The organism is Micromonospora matsumotoense, assembly GCF_900091525.1.
GTDB lineage: Bacteria > Actinomycetota > Actinomycetes > Mycobacteriales > Micromonosporaceae > Micromonospora > Micromonospora matsumotoensis.
In genome coordinates, this window is record NZ_FMCU01000002.1 from 155,620 (window position 1) to 179,644 (window position 24,025).

The 24,025-nt window shown below is 73.3% G+C and carries 25 protein-coding genes; 19 read left to right on the forward strand and 6 right to left on the reverse strand.

Annotated features, from left to right (window positions below; all coding sequences use genetic code 11):
* Nucleotides 1-145: 145 nt before the first annotated feature.
* Complete coding sequence (locus GA0070216_RS04380) at nt 146-1,285, forward strand: SigB/SigF/SigG family RNA polymerase sigma factor (protein WP_091240793.1); 1,140 nt, start codon at nt 146-148, stop codon at nt 1,283-1,285.
* Between the two features lie 116 nt (nt 1,286-1,401).
* Here the strand turns inward: GA0070216_RS04380 and ctaD are convergent, their stop codons facing one another.
* The 4 genes from ctaD to GA0070216_RS04400 form a co-directional block, all read right to left on the reverse strand.
* Entirely contained in the window at nt 1,402-3,405 is a 2,004-nt protein-coding gene (gene ctaD, locus GA0070216_RS04385; protein WP_091239332.1) for an aa3-type cytochrome oxidase subunit I, read from the reverse strand.
* Between the two features lie 89 nt (nt 3,406-3,494).
* Nucleotides 3,495-4,223, reverse strand: coding sequence for an ATP-binding protein (locus GA0070216_RS04390; protein ID WP_091239334.1), 729 nt, complete (start codon nt 4,221-4,223; stop codon nt 3,495-3,497).
* Nucleotides 4,224-4,336: 113 nt separating this feature from the next.
* Nucleotides 4,337-5,494 (reverse strand): glycosyltransferase, encoded by a 1,158-nt coding sequence (locus GA0070216_RS04395; RefSeq protein WP_091239336.1) that lies wholly within the window; start codon nt 5,492-5,494, stop codon nt 4,337-4,339.
* Nucleotides 5,495-5,597: 103 nt separating this feature from the next.
* Nucleotides 5,598-6,518 (reverse strand): glucosyl-3-phosphoglycerate synthase, encoded by a 921-nt coding sequence (locus GA0070216_RS04400; RefSeq protein ID WP_245722299.1) that lies wholly within the window; start codon nt 6,516-6,518, stop codon nt 5,598-5,600.
* Nucleotides 6,519-6,830: 312 nt separating this feature from the next.
* On the opposite strand from GA0070216_RS04400, the gene GA0070216_RS04405 reads away from it, so the two are divergent.
* Nucleotides 6,831-7,871 carry a Gfo/Idh/MocA family protein gene (locus GA0070216_RS04405; protein ID WP_091239339.1) on the forward strand — a complete coding sequence of 347 codons (1,041 nt, stop codon included), beginning with the start codon at nt 6,831-6,833 and terminating at the stop codon, nt 7,869-7,871.
* Nucleotides 7,864-8,952 (forward strand): zinc-dependent alcohol dehydrogenase, encoded by a 1,089-nt coding sequence (locus tag GA0070216_RS04410; protein WP_091239341.1) that lies wholly within the window; start codon nt 7,864-7,866, stop codon nt 8,950-8,952. The genes GA0070216_RS04405 and GA0070216_RS04410 overlap by 8 nt, the downstream gene beginning before the upstream one ends.
* A gap of 110 nt (nt 8,953-9,062) precedes the next feature.
* Here the strand turns inward: GA0070216_RS04410 and GA0070216_RS04415 are convergent, their stop codons facing one another.
* On the reverse strand, nt 9,063-9,329 hold the full coding sequence (locus tag GA0070216_RS04415) for a hypothetical protein (protein WP_245722300.1): 267 nt from the start codon (nt 9,327-9,329) through the stop codon (nt 9,063-9,065).
* An 844-nt stretch (nt 9,330-10,173) separates the two neighbouring features.
* Between GA0070216_RS04415 and GA0070216_RS04430 the strand changes: the two genes are divergently transcribed.
* The 6 genes from GA0070216_RS04430 to GA0070216_RS04455 all read left to right on the forward strand — a co-directional run bounded on the left by GA0070216_RS04430 (nt 10,174) and on the right by GA0070216_RS04455 (nt 16,373).
* Nucleotides 10,174-10,941 carry a DUF5753 domain-containing protein gene (locus tag GA0070216_RS04430; RefSeq protein ID WP_091240801.1) on the forward strand — a complete coding sequence of 256 codons (768 nt, stop codon included), beginning with the start codon at nt 10,174-10,176 and terminating at the stop codon, nt 10,939-10,941.
* Nucleotides 10,932-11,141, forward strand: a complete 210-nt coding sequence (locus GA0070216_RS04435; protein WP_091239344.1) for a DUF397 domain-containing protein — start codon at nt 10,932-10,934, stop codon at nt 11,139-11,141. The genes GA0070216_RS04430 and GA0070216_RS04435 overlap by 10 nt, the downstream gene beginning before the upstream one ends.
* Nucleotides 11,142-11,567: 426 nt before the next feature.
* Nucleotides 11,568-13,859 (forward strand): accessory Sec system translocase SecA2, encoded by a 2,292-nt coding sequence (secA2, locus tag GA0070216_RS04440; protein WP_091239346.1) that lies wholly within the window; start codon nt 11,568-11,570, stop codon nt 13,857-13,859.
* 186 nt (nt 13,860-14,045) lie between these two features.
* On the forward strand, nt 14,046-14,774 hold the full coding sequence (locus GA0070216_RS04445; RefSeq protein ID WP_176738831.1) for a GAF and ANTAR domain-containing protein: 729 nt from the start codon (nt 14,046-14,048) through the stop codon (nt 14,772-14,774).
* A gap of 185 nt (nt 14,775-14,959) precedes the next feature.
* Nucleotides 14,960-15,463 (forward strand): DUF2231 domain-containing protein, encoded by a 504-nt coding sequence (locus GA0070216_RS04450; RefSeq protein WP_091239349.1) that lies wholly within the window; start codon nt 14,960-14,962, stop codon nt 15,461-15,463.
* A 148-nt stretch (nt 15,464-15,611) separates the two neighbouring features.
* The gene (locus tag GA0070216_RS04455; protein WP_091239352.1) at nt 15,612-16,373 is read left to right on the forward strand and encodes a class I SAM-dependent methyltransferase; all 762 of its coding nucleotides are present in this window, start codon (nt 15,612-15,614) and stop codon (nt 16,371-16,373) included.
* 326 nt (nt 16,374-16,699) lie between these two features.
* On the opposite strand, the gene GA0070216_RS04460 is transcribed toward GA0070216_RS04455, so the two are convergent.
* Nucleotides 16,700-17,047 (reverse strand): ankyrin repeat domain-containing protein, encoded by a 348-nt coding sequence (locus GA0070216_RS04460; protein ID WP_425413135.1) that lies wholly within the window; start codon nt 17,045-17,047, stop codon nt 16,700-16,702.
* Between the two features lie 238 nt (nt 17,048-17,285).
* On the opposite strand from GA0070216_RS04460, the gene GA0070216_RS04465 reads away from it, so the two are divergent.
* The 10 genes from GA0070216_RS04465 (at nt 17,286) to GA0070216_RS04510 (ending at nt 23,998) form a co-directional block, all read left to right on the forward strand.
* Nucleotides 17,286-17,738, forward strand: coding sequence for a cysteine dioxygenase (locus tag GA0070216_RS04465; RefSeq protein ID WP_091240807.1), 453 nt, complete (start codon nt 17,286-17,288; stop codon nt 17,736-17,738).
* A gap of 56 nt (nt 17,739-17,794) precedes the next feature.
* A complete protein-coding gene (locus tag GA0070216_RS04470; RefSeq protein ID WP_091239357.1) occupies nt 17,795-18,286 on the forward strand; it encodes a rhodanese-like domain-containing protein in 492 nt (163 codons plus the stop codon).
* Nucleotides 18,287-18,337: 51 nt separating this feature from the next.
* The gene (locus tag GA0070216_RS04475) at nt 18,338-18,928 is read left to right on the forward strand and encodes a winged helix-turn-helix domain-containing protein (protein ID WP_091239360.1); all 591 of its coding nucleotides are present in this window, start codon (nt 18,338-18,340) and stop codon (nt 18,926-18,928) included.
* 281 nt (nt 18,929-19,209) lie between these two features.
* The gene (locus GA0070216_RS04480) at nt 19,210-19,818 is read left to right on the forward strand and encodes a winged helix-turn-helix domain-containing protein (RefSeq protein WP_091239362.1); all 609 of its coding nucleotides are present in this window, start codon (nt 19,210-19,212) and stop codon (nt 19,816-19,818) included.
* A gap of 24 nt (nt 19,819-19,842) precedes the next feature.
* Nucleotides 19,843-20,511, forward strand: coding sequence for a nucleoside/nucleotide kinase family protein (locus tag GA0070216_RS04485; RefSeq protein WP_091239364.1), 669 nt, complete (start codon nt 19,843-19,845; stop codon nt 20,509-20,511).
* A gap of 183 nt (nt 20,512-20,694) precedes the next feature.
* Nucleotides 20,695-21,093, forward strand: a complete 399-nt coding sequence (locus tag GA0070216_RS04490) for a TraR/DksA family transcriptional regulator (protein WP_091239366.1) — start codon at nt 20,695-20,697, stop codon at nt 21,091-21,093.
* Nucleotides 21,094-21,636: 543 nt separating this feature from the next.
* Nucleotides 21,637-21,828 carry a hypothetical protein gene (locus GA0070216_RS04495; RefSeq protein WP_091240810.1) on the forward strand — a complete coding sequence of 64 codons (192 nt, stop codon included), beginning with the start codon at nt 21,637-21,639 and terminating at the stop codon, nt 21,826-21,828.
* Nucleotides 21,829-21,832: 4 nt separating this feature from the next.
* Nucleotides 21,833-22,261 carry a DUF2267 domain-containing protein gene (locus tag GA0070216_RS04500; protein ID WP_091239368.1) on the forward strand — a complete coding sequence of 143 codons (429 nt, stop codon included), beginning with the start codon at nt 21,833-21,835 and terminating at the stop codon, nt 22,259-22,261.
* A 154-nt stretch (nt 22,262-22,415) separates the two neighbouring features.
* Nucleotides 22,416-22,721 (forward strand): hypothetical protein, encoded by a 306-nt coding sequence (locus GA0070216_RS04505; protein ID WP_091239370.1) that lies wholly within the window; start codon nt 22,416-22,418, stop codon nt 22,719-22,721.
* Nucleotides 22,722-22,729: 8 nt separating this feature from the next.
* Nucleotides 22,730-23,998, forward strand: coding sequence for a cupin domain-containing protein (locus GA0070216_RS04510; protein ID WP_091239372.1), 1,269 nt, complete (start codon nt 22,730-22,732; stop codon nt 23,996-23,998).
* Nucleotides 23,999-24,025: the final 27 nt, after the last annotated feature.

Sequence of the window (24,025 nt, forward strand, 5' to 3'; positions counted from 1 at the left end):
ATCACGCCGGGTGGCGACCGGTCATCGTCTCCGCGCGTCCGGTGATCCCGGCGCGGCACGTGACCCCACTTCCGACCCGGTGCGTGGTGCCACCACGCGCACGACCGGTTCGATCCGGGCGGGGACCTTCCTGAGGGAGGCGCGGATGTTCGGACAGACCACCACGACCACACCACCTCCGACCGAACGGGGTCTGGAGGACCTGGACTCCGCCGCGATGGCCTACGCCGCGCGGATCGCGGGCCTGCCACCGGAGCGCCGCGGAGAGGCGCGCGAGGACCTGGTCCGGTTCGCCCTGCCGTTCGCCGGCAGGCTGGCCCGCCGTTACCGGGGGCGGGGTGAGCCGCTGGAGGATCTGGAGCAGGTGGCCCGGCTCGGCCTGGTCAACGCCGTCGACCGGTACGACCCCGAGCGCGGCTCGTTCACCGCGTACGCGGCGATCACCATCGTCGGGGAGATCAAGCGGCACTTCCGGGACCGCACCTGGGGGGTGCACGTGCCCCGTCGGTTGCGCGACCTGATCCTGGAGGTCGGGCAGGCCACCTCGGCGCTGACCAGCGAGCTGTCCCGGGCGCCGAGCGTGGCCGAGTTGGCGGTCCGGCTGGAGACGCCGGAGGAGGAGATCCTCGCCGCCCTGGAGTCGGCCGCCGGGTACAGCCCAGCCTCGCTCAACGCGCCGGTCGGCGGGGAGAGTTCCGCCGAGTTCGGTGACCTGGTGGGCGAGTCGGACAACGCGCTGGAGTCGGTGGACGACCGGGTGACGGTCAGCGGGCTGCTGCACCGGCTGCCCTGGCGGGAGCGACGCATCCTGGCGATGCGCTTCTACGGCAACCAGACCCAGGCGGAGATCGCCGCCCGGTTCGGCATCTCCCAGATGCACGTGTCCCGGCTGCTGTCGCGGGCATTGACCTGGCTGCGTCAGGCGATGCTCGCCGATACCCCGCCGCCGTGGCAGAACGGCACCGCGGAGACGGAGACCGGCCGGAACCGGATCGCGGTCAAACGCACCGCGGAGCGGACGGTGGTGGAGGTCGGGGGCGAGATCGACCGCGACGGCGCGGACCAGTTGCGCCGGATGATGCTGGAGGCGGTCGCCGGGCAGCCCCGCGAGCTGGTGGTGGACCTGGACGGCGCGGGTGGCGTCGACGCCGGTGGCATCGCCGCGCTGGTGGCCGGCCGGGACGCCGCCGTCCGCACCGGAGTGCCGTTGCGGCTGACCCGGGTCCAGCCGGCGGTACGACGGTCGTTGGCCGCCGCCGGCCTGCCGGCCACCGTGGACGCCTGAGCCCCGGCCGCCCGGCCACCGGACCGTCCTGGTCCCCAGGTGGCCCCCCTGAGTGCGACGACGACCGCCGGGCCGGCACCCCCGCACGGGGTGCCGGCCCGGCGGTCGGTCGTCGGTCAGCGGTGCCCGGGTTCGTCGTCGGTGGCGTGCGGGTGACGCCACCGCTCGGGGGTGTCCGGGTTCGCGCCGCCGGGCTGGTCGCTCTCCGGGGCGTCGGAGTGCGCGAAGCCGGGCCGGCGGACGTCCTCCGGCTCGGGCACGTTCACCGGGCGGGCACCGGACTGCGGGGCGGGGTGGTACTCCACCGCCTCCCGGGCGCCGTGCGCGCCCTCGGCCGCCGGCGACTCGGGGACGTGCCGTTCGTGGTGCAGTTCGTCGTGCAGTTCCTGCGGTGGCCGGGTGGTGCGTTGCGGCAGGTCCCGGCCGAGGTCGGCGACGAGGGGACCGTACTTGGCGTCGAAGGCGGGCCGCTCGGAGCGGATCCGGGGCATCCGGTCGAAGTTGCGCAACGGCGGCGGGCAGGTGGTGGCCCATTCCAGCGAGTTGCCGAAGCCCCACGGGTCGTCCACCGTGACCAGTGCGCCGTACCGCCAGGACTTCCAGACGTTGTAGAGGAAGAACAGGGTGGACGCGCCGAGCACGAACGAGCCGACGGTGGAGATCATGTTGAGCGTGGTGAAGCCGTCGCTGGGCAGGTAGTCGGCGTACCGCCGGGGCATGCCCTCGTCGCCCAGCCAGTGCTGGACCAGGAAGGTGGCGTGGAAGCCGACGAACATGGTCCAGAAGTGCAGCTTGCCGAGCCGCTCGTCGAGCAGCCGGCCGGTCATCTTGGGGAACCAGAAGTAGACCCCGCCGAACGCGGCGAACACGATGGTGCCGAAGAGCACGTAGTGGAAGTGCGCCACCACGAAGTACGAGTCGGTGACGTGGAAGTCCACCGGCGGGCTGGCCAGCAGCACCCCGGTCAGACCGCCGAACAGGAACGTCACCAGGAAACCGATGGCGAACAGCATCGGCGTCTCGAAGGTGACCTGCCCCTTCCACATGGTGCCGATCCAGTTGAAGAACTTCACCCCGGTGGGCACCGCGATCAGATAGCTGAGGAAGCTGAAGAACGGCAGCAGCACCTGGCCGGTGGCGAACATATGGTGCGCCCAGACGGTCATCGACAGCACGGTGATCGCGACCGTGGCCAGCACCAGGCCGGTGTAGCCGAAGATCGGTTTGCGGCTGAAGACCGGGATGATCTCGGTGATGATGCCGAAGAACGGCAGCGCGACGATGTAGACCTCGGGATGGCCGAAGAACCAGAACAGGTGTTGCCACAGCATCGGCCCGCCGGTCGCCGGGTCGTAGACGTGGGCGTCGAGCAGCCGGTCCGCCCCCAGCGCCAGCAGCGCGGCGGCCAGCAGCGGGAAGACCAGGATCACCAGGACGGCGGTGAGCAGCATGTTCCAGGTGAAGATCGGCATCCGGAACATGGTCATGCCGGGCGCGCGCAGGGTCAGCGTGGTGGTGATCAGGTTGACCGCGCCGAGGATGGTGCCCAGGCCGGAGACGACCAGGCCGACCACCCACAGGTTCGCGCCGATCCCGGGCGAGTGCGTCGCGTCGCTGAGCGGGTTGTACGCCGTCCAGCCGAAGTCGGCCGCGCCACCGGGGGTGAGGTAGCCGCCGACGACCATGGTGCCGCCGAACAGGTACAACCAGTACGCGAACGCGTTGAGCCGGGGGAACGCCACGTCGGGCGCGCCGATCTGCAACGGGACGATGTAGTTGCCGAAGGCGAACACCAGCGGGGTGGCGAAGAGCAGCAGCATGATCGTGCCGTGCATGGTGAACGCCTGGTTGTACTGCTCGGGGGAGAGGAACTGCATCCGGGGCCGGGCCAGCTCGGCCCGGATGAGCAGGGCGAGCACCCCGCCGATCAGGAAGAACACGAACGACGTGGTCAGGTAGAGCAGGCCGATCTGCTTGGCGTCGGTGGTGCCGAGCAGCCGCAGCAGCTTGTTGCCGGGCAGCGCCGGGCGGACCGGGCCGGGGAAGCCACCGAACCGGGCCGGGGCGAGGATCGCCGGGCCGCGGTCTCGTGCGGGTTCCGTGGTTACCCGTCTGGGCATGGCTCTCTCACCCCGTCGTGACGACAGAAAGGACGGGCGCGACTACCCGTCCCTCCGCCCATGTAACCAGGCGAGAGAGGGAATTTCGGTCAATTCGCGGGCAGGAGTGCCCAAACCACCTTGCCGTCGGTCAGCGGGGAGCTGCCCCAGCGCTGCGCCATCTCCCGGATCAGCAGCAGCCCCCGGCCACCCTCGGCCGCCAGGCTCGGGCTGCCCGCGCGCGCCGCCGTTCGACTACCGTCGGCGACCGCGACCCGCAGGTACGGCTGTTGCAGGGTCAGCGTGATCCGCATCGGGGTGTGGGCGTGTCGCACCACGTTGCCGACCAGCTCACTGAGCACCAGCGACGCCGGCTCCACCAGGTGCGGCACGTTCCACCGGGAGCAGGCGTCACCGACCAGCTCCCGGGCCCGCCGGCAGGCCCCCGCCACCGGCTCCAACCGGACCCGCAACCGGGGTGCGGCGGCCGCCCCGGCCAACCGGGTCGCCTCGGCGCAGTCCTGCCGCACCGGCACCACCCGGCAGGTGGTGGAGAGGGCCAGCCAGGCCGCGACGTCCGGCGGGGGAGAGCAGAGCACCACCGGCACGGCCGGCCAGTCGGCGGCCTGCCGGGCGGTGGCGGCGAAGACCGACAGCGCCAGCCGGTCGGCGACGGTCACCCCGCCCAGGTCGACCACCAGCGCGTCCGGCTGGGTGGTCAGGCAGCGGTCCAGCACGGTGTGCACGGCGCGCATGGTACCCAGGTCGAGCGCGCCGGCGAGGCGTACGACGGTCACGGGTGACTCGTCGTGGACCTCGCAGGTTATCCGGCTGGCCATCGGCCCCTCGATTCGCTCGCGGTGCTGGGCAGAACCGCCAGGTACCCGCAGCCCGGCGGGACGAAACCGGGCCCGGACCGGGACGGTCCGGGCCCGGAGGGGGTCCGCTCGGCTCAGGCGGCCTGGAGCTGCGGCGTCCGGGCCGCGGCGCGGACCGTCTCGTAGAGGGTGACGTACCGCTGCGCCATCACCGCCGGGGTGAACCGCTCGGCGGCCTCCCGCCGGCACTCGTCCGGATCGAGCCGGCGTGCCGCCAGCAGCAGCTCACCCAGCTCCTCCTCGTCGTCGGTGAGCAGACCGGTGCGCCCGTGCGCGATCAGCTCGGGCAGGCAGCCCCGGCCGGTCGCCACCACCGGCGTGCCCAACGCCAGCGACTCCACCACGGCGGTCCCGCCGGGCTCCTCCCAGCGCAGCGGGAACAGCGACGCCCGCGCCCCGGCCAGCAGGTCGTCGCGCTCCCGGCCGGCCACCGTGCCCACCCAGCGGACCACGTCCCCGTCGATGTGCGGGGCGACCTGGTCGTAGAAGAACCGCACGTCCGGGTTCTGCCGGGCCTCCTCGCCCGCCGCGGCCAGGTCCGCCGGCCGGTGGTACGGCCCGACCGGGCCGGCCAGCACCAGCGGCACCCCGGTACGCCGGGCCAGCCGGGCGCCGACGTCCTGACCCTTGCCCGGGTTGATCCGGCCCAGAATGATCGTGTAGTCGCCCTTCTCCGGCCGGGGCGCCCGGTCGGCGTGCACGGCGAGCGGGGTGGACAGGTGCACGTGCCCGACCGAGTGCGCCCGCAGCGCCCGGGGCGCGCGGGCCAACTGGGCGGCGGAGACCCCGTTGACCCGGACCCGTGCCCCGGCGTCGAGGTTGCCGTACAGCTCGGGGTGCTTGGCCAGGTCCCAGTGCAGGGTGTGCAGCACCGGTGGGGCGGCCGGCCCCATCGCCGCGAGGGTGGCCAGCCCGACCGCCTCCACGTGGTCGTGCACCAGGTCGATGTCGGCCCGGCCGTGCACCTGCCGGACCACCCCGGCCAGATGCGCCTGGGACACCCCGCACACCTGGTTGTAGGGCCGTTGCAGCGCCGCGAACTGCCCGTCGTCGTAGACCGAGAACTTCTCGTCCACCGGCAGGGTGCTCGACCCCACCGAGGCCAGCACCACCTTCACCCCGAGCCGGCGCAGCTCGGGCACCAGGGTGGCGATGACGTTCTCGATGCCGCCGTAGCCGGGGGGTGGCACGGACAGCCACGGGCCGGCGTTCATCAGCACGGTGAGGCTCATGATCGGGAATTCCTCTCGGGACGGCCGGAGTCCCGGGCGGGCAGCCACCCACTCCTCGGGCGGCACTGTTGCGGGGGCCGCCGGGTCGGCGCGCTCCGCGGCGTCACGCGGCCACCCGCCGGCGCGGCAGCCGGGGCCGCAGCTCGGCCAGGGGTGGACGTTCCTGCACCGAGACGTCGTTGACGACGATCTCCCGGTCGAGATTCGGCAGCGCCTCCGAGCCACCCCGACGGAACTGGGTCAGGATGGTTCCCGGGCTGGTGCCCGGGGCGGCCCAGCCCCGTCGCTGCAACCGCGTCCAGGCGGTGTGCATGATCTGCGCGGACATCCGGCCGAGGGCCGCGGTGTCCTGGTGCCGGTGCTTGCGCTCACCCAGGTCGACCTGGGCCAACGCGTCCAGACCGACCAGTTCCAGCAGGTCGATCAGCATGGCCGTCTCGACCCCGTAGCCGGTGACGAACGGCACCCGCTCCAGCACCTCGCGGCGGCCGGCGTACTCGCCCGCCAGGGGTTGCACGAAGCCGGCCAGCTCCGGCCAGAACAGGTTCAGCAGTGGTCGGGCCATCAGCTCCGTCACCCGCCCGCCGCCGTCGGTCTCCACGCTGGTCGCTCCCACCAGCGGCCGGTGGTAGAAGCCCTTGACGAACTCGACCGACGGATCGACCAGCAGTGGGCCGATCAGACCGGTCACGAAGTGCGGCCGGAACTCCCGCAGGTCGGCGTCGATGAACGCGACGACGTCGCCCTCGGCGGCGGCCAGGCCGGCCCAGAGCGCGTCGCCCTTGCCGGTCAGCCGGGGCAGGCCCCGGGTCATCTCGTCCTGACCGACCACCTCCGCGCCGGCGGCCCGGGCCACCTGGGCGGTCCGGTCGGTCGACCGGGAGTCCACCACGATCAGCTCGTCGACCAGGGGAACCCGGTCCATCAGGTGTTCCCGGATCGTCGCGACGATCGCCCCGACGGTGGCCTCCTCGTTGCGGGCGGGCAGCACCACGCTGACCCGGTTCTCCCCCTTCGCGCTCATCAGCCGTCGCGTGGGCCAGTCCTGCGCCGACGTCGTCCGATAGGTGGCCCACGCCTCCACGAGAGGTGAGACGGTCGGTTCTGTATCCCGCACTGGCAAACCCCCCAGATCCATGGCGGAAAACCCGAACTTGGTTTTCCCACCCCCGTACAGCCGCTAACCGGATGATCCCTAACAGCTTGATCACATCGCTCCACCGGGCGGTTCCCGGCAGGTGAACGCTGTGTTGCGGGACTGCCCCGGGTTTCGCCCCACCCCGCCGGGGGGAGTGCTGACGGCGTTGGTCGTGACCGCGTCGAGGGGGCCGAAGGAATGCGTACGTGCCGGGTGGGGCTGGTCGGGGCCGGCGGGGTGGCGCAACGTCACGCCCGCGTGCTGGGGAGTTTCGCGGACGTGGAGTTGCTCGGTGTCACCGACGTGAACCGGGACGCCGCGGCGGAACTGGCCGCCGCGCACTCCGCGCGCGTCTGCGCCGACGTCGACGAGCTGCTGGCCGCCGGCCCGGACGCCGTCTACGTGTGCGTGCCCCCGTTCGCGCACGGGCCGGTGGAGGAGGCCGTGATCGCGGCCGGGGTGCCGATGTTCGTGGAGAAGCCGGTCGCGGTCGACCTGGACACCGCCGAGCGGATCGCCGCCCTGGTCCAGGAGAAGGGGCTGCTCACCGCCGTCGGCCACCACTGGCGTTACCTGCACGTGGTGGCGCAGGCCCGGCAGCTGCTCGCCGACCGTCCGGTCCGGATGGTCAACGGCGCCTGGCTGGACAAGGTGCCCCCGGTGGCCTGGTGGGCGGTGCGGGACCGCTCCGGCGGCCCGGTCGTCGAGCAGGCCGCCCACGTGCTGGACCTGATCCGCGCGCTGGTCGGTGAGGTCGTCGAGGTGACCGCGTACGGCGACGGCAGCCCGCCGCCGGTCGAGGGCGCCGACATCGACTCGGTGACCGCCGCCACGCTGCGCTTCGCCGACGGGGCGGTGGGCACCCTCGCCGCCGCCTGCGTGCTGGGCTGGAAGCACCGCGCCGGGCTGGAGATCCTCGCCGACGGGCTGGCCCTGTCGCTGGCCGAGGACGGCCTGACCATCCGCGACGCCGACGGGGAACGGCACCTGCCGGCCGACCCGGAGGACGCCCGGATCGCCGTCGACCGCGCCTTCGTCGACGCGGTCACCGGCGTCGGTGACGACATCCGGGTGCCGTACGCGGAGGCGTTGCGCACCCAGCGACTGGCGATCGCGGTCGCGCAGAGCGCCCGCACCGGCCGCCGCATCACCCTGCCCGCCGGCCCGGCCGCGCGGACGCCGGTGGTCGGCGGCGTCCGGCCCGTCGGCGTGCCGGCGGGGGTGGCCGCCGATGCGTGACACGGTGGTGGTGGTCACCGGCCCCGGGCGGGTCGAGCTGGCCGAGCAGGAGGCCGGTGAGCTGCGCGACGGCATGATCCGGGTGCGGACCCGCCACAGCGGGATCTCCGCCGGCACCGAGCTGAGCTTCGTCAAGGGCACCAACCCCTACCTCAACGTCACCTTCGATACCGGCCTCGGCCTGTTCCGGCCCGGGGCGGCCAGCACCCCGTACCCGGTGAACCGGCTCGGCTACATGCAGGTCGGTGAGGTGGTGCAGAGCCGTACCCCGGCGATCGCCGTCGGCACCGTCGGCGCGATGACGTACGGCCACCGCACCGGGTACGTCGTCGACCCGCTGGCCGAACGGTTCGTGCCGCTGCCCGACGATCTCGATCCCTTGCTCGGCGTCTACGTGGCCCACATGGGGCCGATCTGCGCCAACGGGCTGCTGCACGCCGCCGCCGACCTGTGCGGCACCGACGTCCGCTCGCTCGGCGACGGGGTGCGCGGCCGGCGGGTCGCGGTGGTCGGCAGTGGCGTGGTGGCCCTGCTCACCGCCCTGTTCGCCCGGCAGCACGGCGCGGCCTCGGTGGTGGTGGTCGACCCGACGCCGCAGCGCCGGCAGGTCGCCGAGGCACTCGGCCTGGAGACCCTGGACCCGGACGCCGACGATCCCGCCGTGGTGCTCAAGACCCGGTGGCACCACAGCGCCGGGGACCGGGGCGCCGACGTGGTGTTCCAGTGCCGGGGCCAGGACTGGGCGCTGCACCTGGCGCTGCGCCTGCTGCGACCCCAGGGCACCGTGATCGACCTGGCGTTCTACCAGGGCGGCGCGGACGCGGTCCGGCTCGGCGAGGAGTTCCACCACAACGGGCTGTCGCTGCGTTGCGCCCAGATCGGCCGGGTGCCCCGTGGCCTCGCCCCCACCTGGGACCGGGAACGGCTCTCCGCCGAGACGATCGACCTGCTGCGCCGGCACGGCAACCTGATCCGCAAACACCTGATCTCCGCCGTGGTCCCGTTCGCGGAGGCGCCCACCCTCCTCACCGACCTGGCCGCACGCCGCCGCCAGGAACTCCAGGTCATCCTCACCCCCTGACACCCCCTGCCCCCGCCCCGCCCCGCCCCGCCCTCGCCCCGCCCCGCCCCGCCCCGGTGATCAAGAGGTTTACGTCATGGTGGAACGGCTTTCTGACGTAAGTCTCTTGATCACCGCGGTGAAGAGGCGGCTGGTGGGGGCGGCCAGGCCAGGAAACGGCGGGTCAGGTCGGTGTGGCGGCCACTGTCGAGTGAGGTCAGGTGCTGTTCCGCCTCGTCCTTCATGGTCGTCAGGAGGTCGAGCAGTTCGGCCCGGTTGTTGGCGTACTCGCTGAGCAGGGCGAGTTTGGCCGGGCCGCAGGGCCAGGGGTGGGCGTCGATCCGGCAGAGCCAGGTCGGCCGCAATGGAGTGTGTCGGCCCGGCAGTTGGCTGGTCACGAAAACACCGCAGGTGGTCGGCACGGGGGTCGCGCCGCTCTCCCCGCGCCCTGCCGGCGCGGCCGAGGCGCTGCCGGTCCTGGCGGTCCTGGCGGTCCTGGCGGTCCTAGCGGTCCTAGCGGTCCTAGGGGTGCTGGCGGTGCTGCCGGTGCTGGCGGGCATCGGGTCGGTGCTGGCGGGCCTCGGGTCGGGGACGGGGGATCGGCGCGGCGCGTCGCCGGCATCGCGGTCAACCAGCGCAGGCCGTCGCGTCGGAGGTACCACTCGCGGTGTCGGACCGCCTCCCCGGCGGCGTTCAGCTGGTACGCGGTGATCCACACCCACCCGTCGTACGTGTGCCGGTCGACCAGCTCGCGGATGGCCCGTACGGTGATCGGCCTGGTGAACTGGGGTGAGGCGGCCCGGGTCAGGTGCAGTAGGTCGCCCGGCCTGATCGGGCGATGTCTCATCGCGCCGGCCCCCGGTTCCGACCGGTGATCCACTGTGCCGGCGGAGCGACGTTGATCATTCGGCCCGGTCCCCGGTACGGCGGGATGAACGGGCCGATCGGACCGGGCACGATCGGCGGCGCGGGCGGCGGGGGAGGCATCGGCGTCGGGCTGCTCGGGTTCGGCGCGGGCTTCGGACGGTCGTCCTTCGGCATGGTGGCGTCCTGTCCCTCGACGGTGTGGAGGGTGGGGCCGCCCGCCCTTCTCGAACGGCCCCACCCGACGGGCGCGACCGCTGGTGCGGGACCGGAGCGGCGGCGTCGTCCTGCCACCCACCTTGCCGAGGGTTGCTAGACAATCACACAGCGTTGTGTAATCTCTTTCGGGCGGTTGCTTTGTTCGGGGAGGGAATGGGCATGAATCACGCATTTATCAAGGCGATCACCGAGGCGGGCTACACGGCCGAGAGTCTCGCGGGCAAGCTCGGTCTGCACCCGAAGACCGTCGCCCGGTGGGCAAATCCTGGGCACATTCCGCAGAGCCGCCACCGGGCCACCGTCGCAGAACTGCTGGAGCGAGATGTCGATGCCCTCTGGCCGGACATCGTCAAGCGGCGCGAGCCGGTCTGGTTCCGGCCCTGGGTCGACATCGAGCGGGAGGCCACGACCCTACGGGCTTTTGAGCTGGCCTGGGTGCCCGGCCTGCTCCAGACCGAGGCGTACGCGCGGGCGACGCTGACCGGCGGAACGCTGACGGCCGAGATGATGGACGACCTGACCGACGCGCGGCTCAGTCGACAGGCGATCCTGCACCGTGAGCGCAGCCCTCTGCTGGTCGCCGTCCTGGATGAGGGCGTCCTGCGTCGACGGGTCGGTGGCAGCCGGGCGCTCATGGCAGCCCAGCTCGGGCACCTCCTCGCCTGCGCCGAGTTGCCGAACGTGCAGTTGCACATCGTCCCGGCCGACGCGCCGAGCTACCCGGGGCTCGACGGGCCGTTCGTGCTCGCCGACCTGGCGGAGGGGGCGAGAGTGGCGCATGTCGATGGTCCGGCGCAGGCACAGATTCTGGACAGGCCCTCTGACCTTGTTAACCTTGAGCGGCGGTGGGAGCGTATCCGTGGGGAGGCGCTCCCTCGTGGACGGACCCTGGATCTCCTGAGAGAAGCGGCTGCATCATGGACCTGACCGCTGCGCGGTGGCACAAGAGCACGAAGAGCGGCGGCAACGGCGGCAACTGTGTCGAGGTCGCGGGCAACCTTCCCGGTGTCGTCCTGGTGCGGGACACCAAGAACCGTGACGGCGGGGTGCTCACGTTCGCCCCGGCGGCGTGGCGTGGCTTCGTCGACTTCGCGAGTCGGGGGGCGTCGGCTCGCGCGGCAGAGTGAACCGCATCCGGGAAAATGATCTATAGCGCCCCGGCCCGGTGATTCGGCATCCCCACGCCCGAGGGGTGATTCTGCATCCCCGCGTACGCGGGGATGCTCCCGATGACCTCGGCCCGACCTGCGCCCCCGGCACTGTCCGACGGCGGCAGGGCAGCCGTCGGTGGGAGCGGTCCGGCGCTGCCCGACCGCTTCCGTGCCGCTGTCCCGGGATCGCGCTCCTCCCTCGCGCCGCCCCTGCCGGGGCCAGCCTCGCTGATCATCGACGACCGTCAGCCTGCGGCCTGGTCGGCCACCTGCCCGCCACCTTCCGGTGGGCCGCCGGCACCCCTCGCTGACCTGGTCGGATGGGCCGGGAACCGGACACCGGGATCGCAACGTGCGGACCGGGCAGCCTTTTCCGCCCGGGTTCGCGTACCGTTGCCGCTCATGGGTGTGTCGCAACGGTTGAAGAGCAGGTTCCGCCGGTTCCTCCAGCGCCCGGGGACGACGGTCGACCTGGCTCCGCTGGAGAAGCTGCTGCCGCGGATCGCCGCGCGTGAGGAAGAGCTGTCGGCGCTCGACGACGCCGCGCTGACCGAGGCCGCCGGTGCGGCCACGGAATACGCCGAGATCTGCGCGGTCGGCCGCGAGGCCGCCCAGCGTGGTCTCGACCAGCGACCGTACGACGTGCAGCTGCTCGGCGCGATGGCGCTGCTGTCCGGCAAGGTCGCCGAGATGGCCACCGGTGAGGGCAAGACGCTGACCGCCACCGTCGCCGCCTACGGACACGTCCGGCTGGGCAACGGCCCGGTGCACGTGCTCACCGTCAACGACTACCTGGCCCGCCGGGACGCCGAGTGGATGACGCCGGTATACCAGCTGCTCGGGCTGACCGTGGGCTGGGTCAACGAGGCGTCCACCCCGGCCGAGCGCCGGACGGCGTACGGCTGCGACGTCACCTACGTCTCGGTCAGCGAGGCCGGCTTCGACTTCCTCCGCGACCAGCTGGTCACGGACATCGCCGACCGGGTCCAGCCGCCGCTGGCCACCGCGATCGTCGACGAGGCCGACTCGATCCTGATCGACGAGGCCCGGGTGCCGATGGTGCTGGCCGGCTCCGTCACCGGCGAGCAGGACCCGGTGCACGCCAGCGCCGCGCTGGTGCGTGGCCTGCGCAAGGGCAAGCACTACACGGTCGCCGACGACGGCCGCAGCGTCGCCTTCACCACCGAGGGCCTAGCCGCCGTCGAGGCCAAGCTGGGCGACATCGACCTGTACGACACCGAGCACGTCGGGCAGCTCTCTGCGGTGAACGTGGCGCTGCACGCGCACTCCCTGCTGCACCGCGACGTCGACTACATCGTGCGCGACGGTTCGGTGGAGCTGATCGACGAGATGCGTGGCCGGGTCGCCCAGCGCCGCCGCTGGCCCGACGGCCTCCAGGCCGCGGTCGAGGCGAAGGAGGGCCTGGACGCCACCGCCGAGGGTGAGGTGCTGGGCACCATCGCCGTGCAGGCGTACATCGGCCTCTATCCCAAGCTGTGCGGCATGACGGCGACCGCGGTGCTGGTCGGTGACCAGCTCCGGGAGTTCTTCGGCCTCGAGGTGGCGGTGATCCCGCCGAACACCCCCTGCGTCCGTGAGGACGAGACGGACCGGATCTATGCGACCCGGGCCGAGAAGGAGGAGGCGCTGATCGACGAGATCCGGCGCTGCCACGAGGCGGGCCGTCCGGTGCTGGTCGGCACGCTCGACGTGAAGGAGTCCGAGGGGCTCGCCGCCGGCCTGCGCTCCGCCGGGGTGCCGTGCGTGGTGCTCAACGCCAAGAACGACGACGAGGAAGCGGCGATCATCGCCGAGGCCGGCGCGTACGGCGCGGTGACCGTCTCCACCCAGATGGCCGGCCGGGGCGTGGACATCCGGCTCGGCGGCAGCGAGCAGGTCGACCAGGAACGGGTGGCCGAGCTGGGCGGGCTTTACGTCATCGGCAGCGGCCGGCACGACAGCCGCCGGGTCGACGACCAGCTGCGTGGTCGGGCCGGCCGGCAGGGCGACCCGGGCGGCTCGGTCTTCTTCACCAGCCTGGAGGACGACCTGGTCGTCCGGCACGCCGGCGACACCATCCCGGCCTCGCCCCGGATGAACGCCGACGGCCTGGTCACCGACGAGCAGGTCGACTACGCGGTGGAGCACGCCCAGCGGGTCGCCGAGGGCGTCAACCACGAGATCCACCGCAACACCTGGCGCTACAGCGTGGTCATCGAGCAGCAGCGGATCGCCCTGGCCGAGCGCCGGGAGCGGCTGCTGACCTCCGACGTGGCCGCGCTGATGCTGCTCGACCGGATGCCGGACAAGGCCGGCGAGATGGACGAGGATCTGCTGGCCCGGGTGGCCCGGTCGATCGCCCTCTATCACACCGACCGGCTCTGGGCGGAGCACCTGGCCGAGCTGTCCGAGGTGCGCGAGGGCGTGCACCTGCGGGCGCTGGGCCGGCTCGACCCGCTGGACGAGTTCCACCGGGCGGCGGTGCCGGCGTTCACCAACCTCATCCCGGAGATCGAGACGCGGACCCTCGCCACCTTCGAGGAGACCGAGTTCGACGAGGACTGGGAGCCGGACGCCGCCAAGCTGGTCCGGCCGAGCGCCACCTGGACGTACCTGGTGCACGACAACCCGTTCGGCTCGGAGCTGGACCGGCTGATCGCCTCGGTCGGTCGCCGGCTGGCCGCAGCCCGCTGAGCGGGACAGGAACCTCTCCGGCCCGATCATGCGCCGGAGGGGTTCCTTTACGCGGTTTCGATCCGGTTTTGCGCGGGTAGTAGCCCGGGGCTCACGACGCGGGGGAGAGATCACGACGATGACACAGGCAACGACGCCGGTGGCGGGCAGGTGCAACACGGGGCCTGCGGCCCGGTGAACGTGGACATGCGGGAGCCGACGATCGACACGCTCGGGGTACTGGAGACGGCCGCCCTGCTGCGGGAATTGACCGCCGGGCTGATCGCGGTCGACGACTTCGACGAGGCGCTGACCGAACTGGTCCGGATCGCCGGGGACGCCGTACCGGGGGTGCTCTGGTGCGGGTTCACCGCCCTGCGGGCCGGGGAACCCGCCGGAATGGCCGCCTCCGACCCCCGACTGGCGGAGCTGGACGACCTGGGCCACGGGGTGGAGTCCCCGGCCCTGAGCGCGATCCGCCGCCGCGAGATGATCATCGCGGGGGACCTGACCGCCGAGGACCGGTGGTCGGCCTGGACCGACCGCGCCCGACGGCTCGGCGTCGGCGGGGTGATCTCCGCCCCGGTGGACGTCGACGAGCAGGCGGTCGGCTCGATCAACCTGTACGCCGGCCGGGCCGGCGCGCTGGGCACCCGGCACCAACTCACCGCGATGCTGCTCGCCGAGCACGCCGGGCTGCTGCTGGCCGCCGTCCGGGACCGGGCCAGGCGGGCCGCGCGGGCCAGCGAACGCGACGGCGCGCTGCTGAGCGAGAACGTGGTCGGGCAGGCCGTCGGGGTGATCATGACGCAACGGGGCTGCCCGGCACCGGAGGCCCTGGCCGTGCTGCGCAGCGCGGCGTCCTCGCTGGACATCCCGCTGCGGGAGGTGGCGGAGCGGCTGGTCACCACCGTCTCCCGCCCCCGCGAGTCCTGACCCGACCGCCCCTCGCCGCTCGCCCCTCGCCGCTCGCCCCTCGCTGCCTGCTGTCGCTGCCTCACGGCGTGTCGGCCGGTGTCGTTTCTCCCCGGCCCCGCGAATCCTGACCCGACCGTTTCGCCGAACCGGCCCCCGGGTAGCACCCTGGGCTGGTGAGCTGAGCCGATCCTGGGGAGGAACCGATGGAGAGCCGCCTGAGGGTGCAGGGGCATCCCATCCAACCGATGCTGGTGACGTTCCCGTTCGGGCTCTTCGTCAGTGCCACCGTCTTCGATCTCGCCCATGTGGCGGGCGGTCCGGCCTTCCTCGGCGAGGTCGGCTACTGGACGGCGATCGCCGCCCTGATGGCCGCCGGGCTCGCCGGCGTGGCCGGCATGATCGACCTGTGGGACGTACGCCCCGGGCCGCACCGTCGTACCATGATCACTTTCAACATGGTCAACGCGGGCATGGCCGCGCTCTTCCTGCTGGCCTGCCTGGTCCGGGCGGACGCCCCACAGCGTGGCGCGACCGGCATGCTGCTGGTGACCGAGTTGGTCGCGCTGATGGTCGGCGCGGTCGGCGTCGGGCTCGGTGCCCGGCTGATGCGCCAGTTCGAGTCCGGCCGTCGGGAGCCCACCGGCTTCGACGCCCTCGACGGTGTCCCCGCCGGCTCCACCGTGGAGATCCTCCGTCCCGCCCCCTGACCGCCATCCGCCCTCTCCCGGGGGATCACAAGTGGGCCGACGCAGCGGTTTCCCCGTCCCGGCAACCCGCCGTGGTGCGACCTGATGTGGATCATTGCTTGCCGGTAATCGGGTTGCCGGTCGGGGGCCGGTGCCGCAGGGTGGGCGGATGGTCGATCGGAGCTGCGCCGAGTTGATCGCCGAGGCGGCGGCGGCCCCCGTCGACGGCTGGGGTTTCGACTGGCTGGACGGCCGGGCCACCGAGGAACGTCCGCCGTGGGGTTACGCCCGCCAGGTGGCTACCCGGATGGCGGGGGTCGGGGCGGCGCTGGACATCGACACCGGCGGCGGTGAGGTGCTCGCCGAGGTGCCGCAGCCGCCCCCGCTGCTGGTCGCCACCGAGGCGTGGCCGCCGAACGTCGCGATCGCCCGGCGGACGTTGCGTCGGCTCGACGGCCGGGTGGTCCAGGTCGGCCCCGGCTCCCGCCTGCCGTTCCGGGACGACGCCTTCGACCTGGTCACCAGCCGGCACCCGGTGGACACCTGGTGGGCGGAGATCGCCCGGGTGCTGCGGCCCGGCGGTCGTTACCTGTCCCAGCAGATCGGTGCCGGCACCATGCGTGAGCTGAGCGAGGCGGTGCTGGGGCCGCTGCCACCGCCGGCCACCCGGCACACCGCCCAGGCGGTGGCCGCCGCCCGGGCCGCCAACCTCGACGTGGTACGCCTCGAGCAGGCCACCCTCCGGGCGGAGTTCCACGACATCGGTGCGGTGGTCTGGTTCCTGCGCAAGGTGGTCTGGACCGTGCCGGACTTCGACATGGACCGTCACCGGCCACAGCTGGAACGGCTGCACCGCCTGATCCGGGCCGAGGGCGTGTTCGTCGCCCATTCCCGACGCTTCCTGATCGAGGCGGTCAAGCCGGCTGCGTAGCCCCGGGCCGGGCCAGCCGGATGGGACGAGGGGGCAGAGCTGGCCGCGCGGCCTCCCGGAGCGCACGGCAAGCGGTCGAGCGCCGTCGGGTGGTGGAGTCGAAGCCGGGGCAGGTGGATCGGCCGGGCCGAGCATTCGGCTGCCGCCCGGTCGATGACGACAAGATCCACTCAGGGGGGCCGATGGTGCGGTATTCCGGCGACCGGATACCGCACCATCGGCCCAGGTGAGTGGATCAAGACTGGCCGGTCGGGCCGCGCTGGAGCGCGTCGGCATGCTCCGTGGCGGATGGGTCCCGCCCGGCGCCGGGCCGGGTCGGTGGCGGGTCAGCGGGCGGCGAGCAGGGTGAGCATCTCCGGCAGGTCGAAGAAGCGGGCCGTCTCCACCGCCGACGGCGTGCCGTGCTCCGGGTCGGCTCCGGCGTCGAGCAGTGCCCGTACCGTCTCGGCGTGGCGTCGGAACACCGCCGCGGCGAGCGCGGTCTGCCCCCGGTCGTTGACCCGGGTGTGGTCCGCGCCCCGGGCCAGCAACGCCGTCACAGTCTCCGGGTGGGCGTGGTAGGCGGCCAGGATGAGCAGCGTGTCGCCCTTGTCGTTGGTCATGTTCACCGGCAGGCCGGCATCGACGTAGCCGCCGAGTTCGGCGGCCTCGCCCGTCCGGGCCAGGTCGAACATCCGGTGGGCGAAGGCCAGCGCTTCGGCGTCGAACTTCTCGGTCACCGGTCCAGCCTAGATGTCCGGGTGCGGGCGGTGGCGTGGTCGGCAGGGGTCGGCTGGGCAGGGGACCCGCCACACCGCCGGCGACCGGCGGTGGTCACCTCCGCATCGTGCGTCCCATCATGCGGTATTACCTACTAAACCTATAGGCTTTAAAGTCTAGAGTGGTGCGGGACGCATCACTACGGGAGTGACCATGACCAGCATCCACGCCACCGACCTGCTCGCCGTCGCGGGTCGGTACACCGACCCGACCACCTGGGCGGTGCCGCTGCGCTTCGACCGCGCCGAGCGCTGGTACGCCCGGCTCGCCTCGGCCGACGACCACGAGGTCTGGGCGCTGAGTTGGCTGCCCGGCCAGGGCACCGACCTGCACGATCACGGCGGCTCGTCCGGGGCCTTCCTGGTCGTCGCCGGGGAACTGACCGAACAGACGGTCTCCGGTGGACGACTACGACCGCACCGCCTCGCCGCCGGGGCCGGGCGTCGGTTCGGCCCCCGCCACGTGCACGTGGTGACCAACCGTGGTGACCAGCCGGCGGTCAGCGTGCACGTCTACCGGCCCGCGCTGCGCCACATGACCCAGTACCGCCTCGTCGACGGCCGACTCCGGGTCGCCGAGGTCGCCCTGGCCGGCGTCTCCTGGTGACACCGCCTGTTCCCGTTCCGCCCGCCCGCCGGCTCGCCCATGGAAGGACCGCGACGATGCCGCAGCACCCCACCCGTACCGAGAGCTGTCCGGCCCCGCCACCGGGTTCGCGCGGCATCGACGAGATCCTCGCCGAGGCCCGCACCCGACTGCGTCGGCTCGACCCCGAGCAGGCGCACCTGGCCCACCGGGGTGGGTCGCTGATGGTCGACATCCGGCCGGCCGCCCAGCGGGCCGCCCACGGCACCGTACCGGGTGCTCTGGTCATCGAACGCAACGTGCTGGAGTGGCGACTCGACCCGCGCTGCCCGGCCCGGCTGCCCGAGGCGGTCGGCTACGACCTGCCGGTGCTGGTGATCTGCCAGGAGGGCTACACCTCGTCGTTGGCCGCCGCCGCGTTGCAGGACCTCGGGCTGCGCCGCGCCACCGACGTGGTGGGCGGCTTCGTCGCCTGGCGGATCGCCGGCCTGCCGACCCTGGGGCCGACGCCGTCGCACCGCGTCCCGTCCCTCGCGCCGCCGGTGACCGCCGGCCGGACGCCGCACTGACCGTCGCGCCCCACCGGGCGTGGCGGACGCACCGCCACACAGGAGGCTCCCATGTCCCTCGTCACCCTCACCGCGCGTCCGCACCCGCCGGGCCGCCCCGACCGGGTGGCACCGGGTCGGCCGCGGTCCACGCCGTCGCTGACCATCACCCTCGACCTGACCGCCGGGCCGCTGACGCCCCGGCTGGCCCGCCTGGTCGACCTGCTCGGCGAACTGGTCGAGACGGGGGAGGGGGCGGTCCGGCTGAGCGAGCCGACCGCGCCGCGCCTGCTGTCGTCGGTGCCGACCCCGCGCCCGACGCCGGCTGCCGGGGAGCCGACACCGGCCGGCGACGATCCGGCGACCCTGTGGATCCTCGCCGGCACCCGGGTGGTGCGCCAGGGCGACCGGGACATCCCGCTCACCCGCATCGAGTTCGACCTGCTGCTCTTCCTCGCCGAGCACCCGCACCGGGTCTTCACCCGGCTCCAGTTGCTCGCCAGCGTCTGGGGATACGAACACGCCGTCGCCCGTACCGTGGACGTGCACGTCCGCCGGCTGCGCGCCAAGCTCGGCGCGGACGCCCCCCTGGTGACCACCGTGTACGGAGTGGGCTACCGGCTCGCCGACGAGGTGAGGGTGCGGGTCGACCGGTTCCGCTGATCGTCGGACCAATTCGCGACGCACCCGGCTCGTCCGAGCGGGTGCGTCGCGTCGTGCCGGCCGTGCCCCGACGGGCAGGCACCCCCCGTACCGGGGCACTTCCGCCCTTCTGCTGTAATCATCTGGCTCGTACACAGAGCGAGGGCTCGGCTGCGAACTGTTCGTCAATTGTCACATTCATGCAACGCGGTCGCCCCTTGACCCTCGTCCAGGGGCCGGGAAGCATCGATGCAGCGGCGTCCCGGGCCGTGGGAGATACCCGGACCAGCCCTAGGAGGACCATGTCGGTCAGCCCCGCATCGTCGCGCGCCGGATGGCATACGTCCCAACCCTCGGTTCCGGGTCGGCCCCCCGGCGGACAGCGCCGCCCGGCCAACGGCGTCACCCCCGTGCTCACGGTGACCCTGTCCATTCCGCTGGCCAGTGAGGAGTCGCTCACCGCGCCGGCCCGCCGGCTGTTGGAGGCGGCCCGGGAGATGCTGGAACGGGGGGAGGGCACCATCACCACCACCGGCGTCCCCGCCGAGCGGCGACCCGACCAGGTCCCGGCCGGCCGGTCCCCGGGTCGGTCCCTCGCGGCCACCATCCCGATGCTGCACATCCTGGCGTCCTCCCGTTCGGTGCTGCGCGACGGCGAGCCGCTGCCGCTGACCCGACTGGAGTTCGACCTGCTGCTGCACCTGGTGGCCCACCCCCGTCGGGTGTTCACCCGGCTGCAACTACTCAACGCCGTGTGGGGCTACGAGCACGCCGGGGTACGCACGGTGGACGTGCACGTCCGCCGGTTGCGCGGCAAGGTCGGCATCGACGTCCCGCTGGTCACCACGGTCTACGGGGTGGGCTACCGGCTCGCCGACGACGCCCGGGTCACCGTCGACCGGACCGGCTGACGACGCGCAGGGCACCATGGGTGAATGCGCGTCCGTCCGATCTCGCCCGACCTGCTCGTCGCCGAGCTGACCGAACGGCTCCTCACGGCCGCGTCCGCGCCCGCCTCCGCCGGGTCCGCCCCGCCGGCCCATCTGCGGGTCGCGGTCGACGGCCCGCCGGCCGCCGCTCCCGACCGGCTCGCCGCCGCGCTGATCGATCCGCTGCGCGCCCGTGGCCGCCCGGCGCTGCACCTGCGTGCCGGGGACTTCCTCCGGCCCGCCTCCGTCCGCTACGAATTCGGCCGGACCAACCCCGACGCCTACTACGAGGGCTGGACCGACGAGGCCGGCCTGCGCCGGGAGGTGCTCGACCCGGCCGGTCCCGGTGGCACCGGGCGGGTGCTGCCGTCACTCTGGGACGCGGCGGCCGACCGGGCCAGCCGGGCGGCCTACCAGGAGTTGTCGCCGGGCACGGTGCTGCTGGTCAGCGGGGCGCTCCTGCTCGGTGGGGGCCTGCCGTTCGATGTCACCGTGCACCTGGTGCTCTCGCCTGCCGCGCTGGCCCGGCGCACCGATGCGGCGCAGCGGTGGACCCTCCCGGCCTTCGCCCGGTATGCCGACGAGGTCGTCCCGGCCGCCTTCGCCGACGTGGTGGTCCGGGTCGACGACCCCCGCCACCCGGCGTGGGTGCAGCGGGACGAGGTGACCGGTTGACCCCGGCCGCCAGGCGGCGTGGGGCACCGGAAAAAACGGGCACCGGGGCCGGGAAGTCCGGTGGTTTACCGGACCGGGAGGGTGGGTAATCGCGGGACTCACACGGCACGGATGATCTCATCCTGCCGTCCGAGTCCGGAGTGCGCCGTGTGCTCACGCCGGTCCCAGGAAAGGCAGGCAGCGATGCTCGTCCACGACACCGTCGGCACCGCCCGCACCACGGCGGAGGCCGACCAGATCCGGACCTCCCTGCGGGCCCGCTACGACGAGCTGTCCGCGGAGTACGAGCAGGCCGTCATGCAGAGCCAGGTGCTGCGGCTGGTGGAGGTCGGCGACACCGCCGGCGACGACCAGGCCGACAGCGGCACCAAGACCGCCGAGCGGGACACCGCCCAGTCCCTGCTGCGCACCATCCTCGACCGGCGGGCCCAGTTCGAGCACGCCCTGACCCGGTTGGACGAGGGCACCTACGGCTTCTGCGAGGGCTGCACCGCGCCGATCCCGGTGGAGCGGCTGGAGATCTACCCCTCGGCCACCGCCTGCGTGACCTGCAAGCAGAACCGGGAGCGGCGGGCCGCCTGACCGGTCGCCGACCACTGCCACCGGGCCGCCACGGACCCGGGTGCGCCGGGGGTACCCGGCCGACCCGGGTCTCCGCGCTCCACATCCGCGCTCCACAGGGGACCCAGGCCCGGGCCTGGGTCCCCTGTGGAGCGCGCGCCGGAGGTCGAGCGGCGTTGCCGTTCCTCCCCGCCGGTCGCCGAGTGTCGGCACGCCTCCTGGTCGGCGGGGGCGACCGCGAGGAGACCCCTGACGTTCCCGCGTGCGCACCGGTGGGCGTACGTCGCCATGGACGCCACGGGGGGCACCGCAGGTCGGTGCCCCCGGTGCTGGCCGCCACCGCTGGCCTGGCGGTGGCGCGGTGGCACGCGCACCGCGACAGGTGGGCCAGCGGCTTTCACCTCGTCCGGGTGAGGACGGCTCACCCCGCCACCGCGCAGCATCGATGGTGCCGGCCCGGTCTGGCGGCCGGGACGATGCCCCGGCCCTACCAGGCGGCCGGGGACGACACCCCGGTCGTCATACGCGGCCGGGACACCGAGCACGGGCACGGAGGTGACCGAGATGGCGGTGCGGGTGGTGGTGGATCCACGACGGGGCGCGGTGCTGCACGTCGTCGGCTCGGGTGGAGACACCCGCCGACCGGAGCGGGTCGGTCGCAGCGGCAGCCCGGCCCGGCAGGGGCGGGGCCCGTCGGGGCCGCCCCGACGCGCCGACGACCGGCGGTGGGACGGCGAACCGAAGGCCGGGGGGTGACCCGATGGCGGAGCAACTGATCTCGGCGTTCGAGTCCTCGGTGGACAAGACCAACCTGATCCTCAAGGACATCGAGCAGGCATACGGGTGGCCCCGGGCGCAGCGCAACCAGTCGTACGCGGCGCTGCGCACGGTGCTGCACCTGCTGCGCGACCGGATGACCGTGCAGGAGTGCGCGGAGTTCGCCGCCCAACTGCCGGTGCTGGTCCGGGGCATCTACTTCGACGGTTGGCAGCCGGAGAACGTGCCGGTCAAGCTCAACCGGGACGACTTCCTCTACGAGGTCCGGCAGGGCTTCCCGTACGACGTCGAGGGTGGTCCCCAGCGGGTGGCCCAGGTGGTGCTGGACGCCCTGCGCCGGCACGTCACCCAGGGTGAGTGGCAGGACGTGAAGGCCGGCATGCCGAGGGACCTGCAACGGCTGATTCCTTGACCCCGGGTCATGTGTTTCTCCCGACCTGGCCCGGCGATCCGTCCCGCGCGTCGGACGGGCCGTCTACGGTGTGGTTAGAGAAGATCGTGTGGGGGGTATCACCCGCACGACAGACCCCGCCCTGTGGCGGGGCGGCACACCCGAGGGAGCACCCATGGCACTGAACGACGACGACATTCAGACCACCAGCGGCGGCGGCCTCGAGGGTCCGGCCGACGGTGGCGCGACCCCGGGTCAGCATGACGGTGGCGCCGACGGTGGCGCGGAGGGTCCGGCCGACGGCGGGGCGACCCCGGGTCAGCATGACGGTGGCGCCGACGGTGGCGCGGAGGGTCCGGCCGACGGCGGGGCCACCCCGGGTCAGCATGACGGTGGCGCCGACGGTGGCGCGGAGGGTCCGGCCGACGGCGGGGCCACTCCGGGTCAGCACGACGGTGGCGCCGACGGCAGCGCGCGCTGACCGGCAGCATGACGACCATCGACCCGCCGGGCGGCCACGGCCGCCCGGCGGTCACGTCGGCCGCGACGCGTGCCCTGGCACGTTGCGTCAGCGTCGAACCGGCCAAGTTCGCCGCCGCCCACTGGGGTCGCGCCCCGCTGCTGTCCCGCGCCGACGAGCTGCCCAACCCCGCCGGGTTCACCGACCTGCTCAGCCCGGACGACGCCGACGAGCTGCTCAGCCGGCGCGGTCTGCGTACCCCGTTCCTGCGGGTGGCCCGGGACGGCCAGTTGGTGCCGACGGCGCGGTTCACCGGCGGTGGCGGCGCGGGCGCGGAAATCGGCGACCAGGTCCTCGACGAGCGCATCCTGGAGCTGTACGCCGCCGGCGCGACGCTGGTGCTCCAGGGACTGCACCGGCTCTGGCCCGCCCTGGTCGACTTCGCCCGGGACCTGGGCAAGGCCCTGACGCAGCCGTTGCAGGTCAACGCCTACCTGACCCCACCGGGCAGCCAGGGCTTCGCCACCCACTACGACACCCACGACGTCTTCGTGCTCCAGGTCGACGGCCGCAAGCGCTGGCGGATCCACCCGCCCGTGCTGACCGACCCGTTGGAGCGGCAGCCGTGGGGTGGCCGGGCCGACGAGGTGTCCGCCACCGCCGACGGGCCGGCCGCGCTGGACGTGGTCCTCGAACCGGGCGACGCGCTCTACCTGCCGCGTGGCTGGCTGCACAGCGCCCAGGCGCAGGAGTCCCGCTCGCTGCACCTGACCGTCGGCATCCGCGCACTGACCCGGTACGCCCTGGTCGAGGAACTGCTGGCGCTGGCCGCCGAGGACCCCCGGCTGCGGGCCGGGCTGCCGTTCGGCACCGACGTCGCCGACCCCGACGCCATCGAACCGGAGCTGACCGAGACCGTGGAGGCGCTGCGCGCCTGGCTGCTGCGGGCCGATCCGGCCGCCGTCGCCGCCCGGCTGCGGGACCGGGCCTGGCCGGCCGCCCGGCCGGCCCCGATCCGGCCGCTCGCCCAGGCCGCCGCGCTCGCCAGCCTCACCGCCGACAGCCGGATCGCACCCCGGGGAGGGCTGCGCTGGCAGCTCGCCACCGCCGCCGACCGGGTGGCGCTGCGGTTGACCGACCGCACCATCACCCTGCCCGCCCAGTGCGCGCCGGCACTGCGTGCCCTGCTCGGCTCCACCGGTCTGCGGGTGGGCGACCTGCCCGGCCTGGACGACGACGCCGACCGGATGGTGCTGGCCCGCCGGCTGCTGCGCGAGGCGGTCGCCGTCCCGGTGTGAGCCGTCCCCCATCCGAGCCGTGCCGGG

Excerpts from the sequence above, each read along its gene's own strand:
- GA0070216_RS04380 (WP_091240793.1), top strand. The coding sequence starts at position 146 with ATGTTCGGACAGACCACCACGACCACACCACCTCCGACCGAACGGGGT.
- ctaD (WP_091239332.1), bottom strand. The coding sequence starts at position 3,405 with ATGCCCAGACGGGTAACCACGGAACCCGCACGAGACCGCGGCCCGGCG.
- GA0070216_RS04390 (WP_091239334.1), bottom strand. The coding sequence starts at position 4,223 with ATGGCCAGCCGGATAACCTGCGAGGTCCACGACGAGTCACCCGTGACC.
- GA0070216_RS04395 (WP_091239336.1), bottom strand. The coding sequence starts at position 5,494 with ATGAGCCTCACCGTGCTGATGAACGCCGGCCCGTGGCTGTCCGTGCCA.
- GA0070216_RS04400 (WP_245722299.1), bottom strand. The coding sequence starts at position 6,518 with ATGAGCGCGAAGGGGGAGAACCGGGTCAGCGTGGTGCTGCCCGCCCGC.
- GA0070216_RS04405 (WP_091239339.1), top strand. The coding sequence starts at position 6,831 with ATGCGTACGTGCCGGGTGGGGCTGGTCGGGGCCGGCGGGGTGGCGCAA.
- GA0070216_RS04410 (WP_091239341.1), top strand. The coding sequence starts at position 7,864 with ATGCGTGACACGGTGGTGGTGGTCACCGGCCCCGGGCGGGTCGAGCTG.
- GA0070216_RS04430 (WP_091240801.1), top strand. The coding sequence starts at position 10,174 with ATGAATCACGCATTTATCAAGGCGATCACCGAGGCGGGCTACACGGCC.
- GA0070216_RS04435 (WP_091239344.1), top strand. The coding sequence starts at position 10,932 with ATGGACCTGACCGCTGCGCGGTGGCACAAGAGCACGAAGAGCGGCGGC.
- secA2 (WP_091239346.1), top strand. The coding sequence starts at position 11,568 with ATGGGTGTGTCGCAACGGTTGAAGAGCAGGTTCCGCCGGTTCCTCCAG.
- GA0070216_RS04445 (WP_176738831.1), top strand. The coding sequence starts at position 14,046 with ATGCGGGAGCCGACGATCGACACGCTCGGGGTACTGGAGACGGCCGCC.
- GA0070216_RS04450 (WP_091239349.1), top strand. The coding sequence starts at position 14,960 with ATGGAGAGCCGCCTGAGGGTGCAGGGGCATCCCATCCAACCGATGCTG.
- GA0070216_RS04455 (WP_091239352.1), top strand. The coding sequence starts at position 15,612 with ATGGTCGATCGGAGCTGCGCCGAGTTGATCGCCGAGGCGGCGGCGGCC.
- GA0070216_RS04460 (WP_425413135.1), bottom strand. The coding sequence starts at position 17,047 with ATGTTCGACCTGGCCCGGACGGGCGAGGCCGCCGAACTCGGCGGCTAC.
- GA0070216_RS04465 (WP_091240807.1), top strand. The coding sequence starts at position 17,286 with ATGACCAGCATCCACGCCACCGACCTGCTCGCCGTCGCGGGTCGGTAC.
- GA0070216_RS04470 (WP_091239357.1), top strand. The coding sequence starts at position 17,795 with ATGCCGCAGCACCCCACCCGTACCGAGAGCTGTCCGGCCCCGCCACCG.
- GA0070216_RS04475 (WP_091239360.1), top strand. The coding sequence starts at position 18,338 with ATGTCCCTCGTCACCCTCACCGCGCGTCCGCACCCGCCGGGCCGCCCC.
- GA0070216_RS04480 (WP_091239362.1), top strand. The coding sequence starts at position 19,210 with ATGTCGGTCAGCCCCGCATCGTCGCGCGCCGGATGGCATACGTCCCAA.
- GA0070216_RS04485 (WP_091239364.1), top strand. The coding sequence starts at position 19,843 with ATGCGCGTCCGTCCGATCTCGCCCGACCTGCTCGTCGCCGAGCTGACC.
- GA0070216_RS04490 (WP_091239366.1), top strand. The coding sequence starts at position 20,695 with ATGCTCGTCCACGACACCGTCGGCACCGCCCGCACCACGGCGGAGGCC.
- GA0070216_RS04495 (WP_091240810.1), top strand. The coding sequence starts at position 21,637 with ATGGCGGTGCGGGTGGTGGTGGATCCACGACGGGGCGCGGTGCTGCAC.
- GA0070216_RS04500 (WP_091239368.1), top strand. The coding sequence starts at position 21,833 with ATGGCGGAGCAACTGATCTCGGCGTTCGAGTCCTCGGTGGACAAGACC.
- GA0070216_RS04505 (WP_091239370.1), top strand. The coding sequence starts at position 22,416 with ATGGCACTGAACGACGACGACATTCAGACCACCAGCGGCGGCGGCCTC.
- GA0070216_RS04510 (WP_091239372.1), top strand. The coding sequence starts at position 22,730 with ATGACGACCATCGACCCGCCGGGCGGCCACGGCCGCCCGGCGGTCACG.